This is a genomic window from Parafrankia soli (assembly GCF_001854695.1).
In the GTDB taxonomy this organism is placed as follows: domain Bacteria; phylum Actinomycetota; class Actinomycetes; order Frankiales; family Frankiaceae; genus Parafrankia; species Parafrankia soli.
In genome coordinates, this window is record NZ_MAXA01000077.1 from 1 (window position 1) to 4,761 (window position 4,761).

3 protein-coding genes and 2 pseudogenes are annotated in these 4,761 nt (G+C 66.5%); all 5 read right to left on the reverse strand.

Annotated features, from left to right (window positions below):
- Nucleotides 1-469 (reverse strand): IS6 family transposase (locus BBK14_RS08415; RefSeq protein ID WP_116430024.1); only part of this gene is annotated, 469 nt, incomplete at its 3' end.
- A gap of 55 nt (nucleotides 470-524) precedes the next feature.
- Nucleotides 525-1,622, reverse strand: coding sequence for an integrase core domain-containing protein (locus BBK14_RS08420; protein WP_071060767.1), 1,098 nt, complete (start codon nucleotides 1,620-1,622; stop codon nucleotides 525-527).
- A gap of 309 nt (nucleotides 1,623-1,931) precedes the next feature.
- Nucleotides 1,932-3,530 (reverse strand): GGDEF domain-containing protein, encoded by a 1,599-nt coding sequence (locus tag BBK14_RS08425; RefSeq protein WP_241831304.1) that lies wholly within the window; start codon nucleotides 3,528-3,530, stop codon nucleotides 1,932-1,934.
- Between the two features lie 373 nt (nucleotides 3,531-3,903).
- Nucleotides 3,904-4,026: pseudogene (locus tag BBK14_RS34920) on the reverse strand (IS6 family transposase); the annotation flags it as partial.
- 308 nt (nucleotides 4,027-4,334) lie between these two features.
- Nucleotides 4,335-4,761, reverse strand: a pseudogene (locus BBK14_RS08435) (hypothetical protein); the annotation flags it as partial.

Consider the following 4,761-nt stretch of genomic DNA (forward strand, 5'->3'; position numbering starts at 1 on the left):
CTCTGGCGGCGTCGACATGGCAGGCCTCGGGGAGCAGCTCGTCGAGGATCCTCGGGTAGACGGGTGCCTTGTCGGTGGTGACCTCGACCGGGCGGCGGCCATGCGCCAGCGCCTGGATGAAGAACCGGCGGGCAGCGGCCTGGTCGCCGCGGGTGCTGACGAGGACGTCGATGACCTGGCCGTGCTGGTCGACGGCACGGTAGAGGTAGGCCCACCGGCCGGCGACCTTGACGTAGGTCTCGTCGAGGAACCACCTGTCGCCGGGCCGATGCCAGCAGGGCCGGGCTGCCCCGGCGAGTAGAGGCGTGAAGCGCTGCACCCACCGGTAGACCGTGACGTGATCGACCTCGAGGCCGCGTTCGGCGAGCAGCTCCTCGACGTCCCGGTAGGACAGCGCGAACCGCAGGTACCAGCGGACCGCCAGAACGATCACTTCGGGTGGGAACCGGAACCCAGCGAACTCCGGCACCGGCACCGGCACCGGCGGACAACACTGTACCTGCCGAAAATTACGTCCGGGCTGGTCAGGCGGCATGTTCGTACTCGTGGAGGATGCCGCCGAGGTGGTCGTGTCGGTGGATGTCGAGACGTGCCAGCCGGTGCGGATCGGTGATCGGTTCGGGGAGCGGCTGGAGCGGTCTGGCGTTGGCGATGCCCTGGTGGGGGCGGTGCGAGTTGTAGAACGCCTCGTATGCGCGGAGGGCGTGCAGGAGGTGCCGCTGGTTGTAGATCAAGGTTCGGTCGAGAAGCTCGCGGCGGCAGGTCCGCACCCACCGCTCCATGATCGCGTTCATCCGTGGGACGCGGATACCGCTGCGTACGACCGTGATTCCGGCGTCGGCGAGGATCGCGTCAAACAGCGCTGGGTGTTTGCCGTCGCGGTCGCGGATGAGGTAGCGGGCGGTCGAGCCGGCGTCGTGGAGGTCCATGGTGAGGTTGCGGGCGGTCTGGGTGACCCAGGCGGCGGTGGGGTGTGCGGTGGCGCCCAGGACCCGGATGCGGCGGGTGGCGTGCTCAATGACCGTGAGGATGTACAGACGCGCTCCGGTCAGGGTCACCGTTTCGAAGAAGTCGGCGGCGAGGATCGCTGTGGCCTGGGAGCGGAGGAAGTCGGCCCAGGTGGTCGCGGTCCGCTCGGGTGCGGGGTCGATGCCAGCGTCGCGCAGGATCTCCCAGGCCGTGGACGGGGCGATCTTGACGCCGAGGGTCAGGAGTTCGCCGTGTATCCGCCGGTAGCCCCATCCGCTGTTCTCCCGCGCCAGCCGCAGCACCAGGGCGCGGATTGATCGTAGGGTGCGGGGCCGGCCGCGCTGCTTCGGCCGGGAGGCGGCACCGTGGTGGCGGGCGATCAGGGTGCGGTGCCAGCGCAGGACGGTCTCGGGGCGCACGAGTAGCCGCAGCCCACGCAGCGTTGGCCGCGGCAGCGCATGCAGGAGCGCCGCCAGCAGGGCGCGGTCGGCGGGCTGGAACCGGATCCGTTGACCGTCGAGTTGGCGGTGTAGGACGGCGATCTGTTGTCGCAGGGTGAGGATCTCGATGTCCTTGTCGCGATCACTGCGCGGTAGCAGGCGCAGCAGCGCGAACGCGTTCACGACGCCGAGGTAGGTCAGCCGAAGCACCACGAACTGCCATCCTCGCGCAGCCGCCGGCCCGACGGGCAAGGGCGGGGCGCGGGGAGGGCCACGGTCGGCAGCCACGGCTGCGATCGTGCTGAGCAGGGCGGATGGCATTTTCGGCAGCCACACCGCCCTCAACGCCCTCGCGATCACCTTCGAGGGTCGCCTGACCCCGACCACCACCAACTAACCCATCACCGAACGCCACGACCGATCCACCGATAGTCGGACACTCCCTCGCCTTCATGAACAGTGGCTACCGAGCCGGGCGACCACAGACGACAGCTCGCGGGAAGCCCGAGGTTAAAGATCAAGTTAGAGCGTGGCGCCGTCGAAGAGCTGGTGGCGGTCTCGGCCCTGCCGTTTGGCTGTGTACATGGCGACGTCCGCGGCGCGTACGAGCTCGTCGGGAGTGGAGGTCGTGGGACCGGACAGGGCGATGCCGATACTTGCGGTCACAGTCCTCGCCTGTGGCTCGTGGGAGCTGAATGTCGAGACAGCCACGAGAACTCGGTCGGCGACCGCCTCGATCTCGTCTGTGGAGGTGATGTTCTGGCAGAGGACGGCGAACTCGTCACCGGCGAGCCTGGCGACGAAGTCGCCGGGACGGACGGCCCGGCGGATCCGATTCGCGACGGCGCACAGCAGATCATCGCCGGCCTGATGACCTAGCGAGTCGTTCACGGTCTTGAATCCGTCGAGGTCGACGAAGAGGAAACCGAGGCGCTGTGCGTGTTCCTGGGCTTCGACGATGACCTGTCCGAGGTGATCGAACAGTGCGGCCCTGTTCGGTAGTCCGGTCAGTGTGTCGTGCAGAGCCTGATAGCGGGCCTCGGCGGTGCTGTGGGCCATCGACGCGGCGCTGGAGATCTGGGTGGCGGCCAACGTGAGGAAGGTGCGGTAGTCACCGTCCAGAGGAAGACGATCACTGATACCGGCCACGAGGAGCCCGATGGGAGGATCGTCCCCTCCTGCTGTGAGGGGGACGACGAGCGCGCGGTTAGCGGACGGGACGTCGGTGATGGGCTGGAGCTCGAGCCGGTCGAGGAGCCGTCTGGAGATCAGCATCCGGCCGGAGATCAGCGAGTCCCCGAACTCGGGCAGAAGGCCGTCGGGGTCGAGCGTGCCCGGGCGGGAGAACACGTCCGGCACCGTGGCCAGTCCGGCCGTCGCCACAGGCCGCAGCACCAGCCGAGGGGTACGGGGATCCCGTAGGAGGATCACACAGTACGGGACGTCCGCCGAGGTATGGCTCAGCGCGCCGACCGCGTCTGTGAACACTTCCCCGGAGGTTTGTGCGTGGACGGTGACACCCGCGATCTCGCGCAGGCAGGAGAGTCGCCGCAGCCCCACGACGTGCCGTGTCGTTTCGTGGGACGCCACGAACACCCCCAATACTTCGGCGGTCGGGATTCGCCGAATGGGGCTGAAGGAGAAGGTGAAGTAACCCTCCTCCAGGTACCCGTGCCGGTCGAGCAGGACCGGCAGATCTTGCGACCAGGTGGCCCCGCCGCCGGACATCACCTGACTGAGTAGCGGCCCGACGCTGGGCATGGCCTCCGGAAAGACCTCACGATAGGGCCGACCGATACATTCCGGGTATTTTTCCCCTATATGCACAGCAAGTCCATCATTTTGAATAATGATGAGATCTGGCCCCCATAGGACCTGCATCGGAAAATGGGACTCAAGGCAGATACTCACTGCCATCCGCAGCTCGGTGCACCAGCCGCGCAGCGGTCCGAGCGGCGTGGCGGACCAGTCCATGGCCGACATCAGTTGGCCCACCTCGCCGCCAGCGGCGAAAACCTGAGCCATCCCACGCGCACCACGCCCGGGGTCTGCCTCGGCCCGCCAGATATCGCGAGGCTCCGGGAAGACTCTGGCGCCGCCCTGCGGGTCCTCTTTGTCCATTTCGCACTTCGTTCATCGGCCCGCCGGACCGGCGGGCACTGTCGGATATACACAGTTCGGCATATTGCCGCCAGTACTGCCGTTCCCTACCAAGCTGTCGATGAAACGGCCACCGGGCCGAGCGCACCATCGGTGAGATCACCGCGCCTTCGGTATCTCTTGCCCGACGATGTACCGCCACCTGGCCGCCCACATGGACGGCCGCGACTGCATCCTGGTCGTCTACCGCACGCCCGCCCCGGCAGGCTCTGTCGCACAGGTGAGGTCTGACTGTCTGGACGTCTGGCCCGTCATGATCGGGGCATGCGTCGAGGTGTACAGACCAAGTCGCAGATCGTTCAGCTTTGCCATATAAAAAGTGTAGTTTGCAGGACTGTTGCACCCACCGATACACAGTTACGTGATCAACGTCGATGCCGCGCTCAGTCAGCAGCTCCTCGACGTCCCGGTACGACAGCACGAACCGCAGGTACCAGCGGACCATGTGTACCAGCATCCGAACCGATTGATCTTGGTTGCTGGCCCTGAAATCACTGTCCGACCGGTCGCTACCCGGGCCCTGACCAGGGGCGATACCCAGTGACCGCGCCGACCGTAACATCATCTACCGAATCGAACAGACGTTCCGTGGACCTGGCGGTCCCGGACGCTTCGACCCGTCTGGTGACCGTGATTGTCGGCGTGGTGGTCGCGTTGAGGTTCCTCTTCGGGTTCGGAAATGTTCTCGCGCTCGGACTCCGTCTCGGTGTGCCGATGTGGGTGGCGCCACTGAATCCCCGTGGGTTCACGCGATCTGAAGGCTTTTCAGCGCGAACTCGCGGGTCGGTCGGTGCTTGGACCGGTGGTTGACCCTTGGGTTCCTGCTGAACCGTCGGGAGTGTGYCGCTCGGCGAGCGACTCGAGGAGGTGGCGGGCGGCGTTGGCGTAGCGCATGGCGGTGTTCTGGTCGAGGCCGAAGACGGCGGCGAGGTGGAGGGGGTCGGGGCCGTGGGTGAGGGCCTCGTCGAGCTGTCTGTCGACGCGTAGTTGTTCGAGGGTGACGGGCAGGCCTCGGACGATCAGGGATAGCCAGCTGTCGCTGACGGGACCGTGTCCCAGCGCGGTCTGTCCATTGACTATCAGATGGGGATTGGCGGTGTTGGGCCATCGGGTGCGGCGGTAGGCGAGCCAGTCCAGGACGGCATGGTAGGTGAGGTCGTCGAGTGGTCGGTTTATGTCGGCGATGACGAGG